This window comes from Bacillus sp. AP50 (assembly GCF_040492675.1).
GTDB classification, from domain to species: domain Bacteria; phylum Bacillota; class Bacilli; order Bacillales; family Bacillaceae_G; genus Bacillus_A; species Bacillus_A cereus.
The window spans coordinates 1-1,885 of record NZ_JBEUTW010000643.1 but is presented as its reverse complement, the minus strand read 5'-3'; the positions used below and the strand labels follow the sequence as shown (position 1 = coordinate 1,885).

The window sequence follows — 1,885 nt, the reverse complement described above, 5'->3', positions numbered from 1 at the left end:
ATATTAAAAGTAGGTGCAAAAATGCACTATTTGAAAAAGAGTGCAAGGCAAAAAGGAATCCGTAAAGGATTCCTTTTTTGTTTTTTAGACAATGAAACAACTTTGTAATTATCTCCTTCTTTTTTTAGTATAAATGAACTTCTACTTTATAAAAATAAAAGGTTTTTTGGGGAATTGCCATATTCCTGTAACAAAACAAAGGTATGTTATGTGTGTTAAATATAAAGAGAAAGAAGGAAAAGTTGTGAAAAAAGTTTTGCCAATTGTTGCGTTATTAGGCATGATGAGTTTTGGAGTACAGGAAATGAATGTAAGAGCTGATACATACCACAAGGGCGATTCAAAAATTAGTTTTTGGGATTCGAAAAGAAAGGGTACTAATTTCATGAATAGTACGTCATTACCTGAAAACTATAAAAGTGCAAAAGAAGCTAATATTGAATATGTACGTTTAGCACCTGATAAATGGGCAAAAGATAAAGATTTTCTATTTGAGGATAAACCAGATACTTCTGGAAAGGATTTTCTGATAGGTAATGCAGATAACTATCGGGGATTAGTAAAGGAAGATCTAGAAAAATTAAAGGCGGATTTAGATGCCGCACAATCACAAGGAATGAAAGTCGTTCTTACAATGTTATCCTTACCTGGTGATCGATGGCGCCAATTTAATAATAATAAGAATGACGACAGAATATGGGAAGAAGAGAAGTATCAAGAACAAGCAAGTCAATTTTGGAAGGACCTCGCTCTGGAACTAAAAGATCACCCCGCGGTGGTTGGTTATAATATTATAAATGAACCACATCCAGAAACAGCTAAAAATAATAGATATAATGATTTTTGGACGGAAGATTACGAGAAATGGTATGCAAAAGTAAAAGGAACGACAGCTGATTTAAACAGATTTTATGAAAAGGTGATTAACTCCATTCGTGAAGTGGACAAAGAAACACCGATTATTTTAGATTCAGGTTTATATGCTACTCCATGGGCCTTTAAATATTTAAAACCAGTAGAGGATAAAAAAACACTATACGCATTTCATATGTATGAACCATATGAATTAACGAGCCAAGGTGAAAAACAAAACAAGGAATATCAATATCCAGGATTAGTAAAAGTAGGGGATTTAGAGAAACCTGTAATGTGGAATAGACAGGGATTAGAGAAGTTTTTGAAGCCAATTCAACAATGGTCTAAGAAAAATCATGTACCATCTAATCGAATTATTGCAGAGGAGTTTGGAATTAACCGTACTGTTCCAGGTGCTACCCAATACATGCAAGATCTTATTTCTATCTTTAACCAAAAAGGATGGCATAAATCATTCTATGCATTCCGTGAAGACACATGGACAGGGATGAATTATGAATTGGGAACAGAAAAAATAAAATGGGATGAAGAGGGTAAACCGATGCGTCAAGATAATTCACTCTGGGATGTAATAAAAAAAGATCTACAAACGCGTAAATAGTTTAGATTGTTAGGGTTAAGGACTAAATGTAAGCATCTAATTCAAATAGAATTAGATGCTTTTTATTTCAAAAAAATGTGGAGTTGAATTAAAGGTTCCATCTTTTCTTTTGCATAAAGGGTACCAATCAGGTTTATTTACAACGAAAAATAAGATTTTTAGAGAATAGCTTAGAAAAAATTGTGGAGGTTTAAACAAATGTGGTCACAATTGTTTAAACCTTTAAAGTAAAATGGAAGTTGGACAGTTGCTATACAGGCAGCAAATTTACAATATGTTTCGGCTGAGCCTTCGGGAAATATAATAGCAAATCGTAATGCAGTTAATGAATGGGAGAAATTCGAATTAATTCCGACTGGGGAATTATATACGTACGCTTTAAAAACTAAAAGTAATGGGAAGTATGTT

General features: G+C 33.1%; 2 protein-coding genes. Both read left to right on the top strand.

What is annotated here, in order from left to right; all coding sequences use genetic code 11:
* Positions 1 to 208 precede the first annotated feature (208 nt).
* Positions 209 to 1,477, top strand: a complete 1,269-nt coding sequence (locus ABWK52_RS27855; protein WP_002026152.1) for a glycoside hydrolase family 5 protein — start codon at positions 209 to 211, stop codon at positions 1,475 to 1,477.
* Between the two features lie 252 nt (positions 1,478 to 1,729).
* Positions 1,730 to 1,885 (top strand): fascin domain-containing protein (locus ABWK52_RS27850; RefSeq protein ID WP_438825473.1); only part of this gene is annotated, 156 nt, incomplete at its 3' end.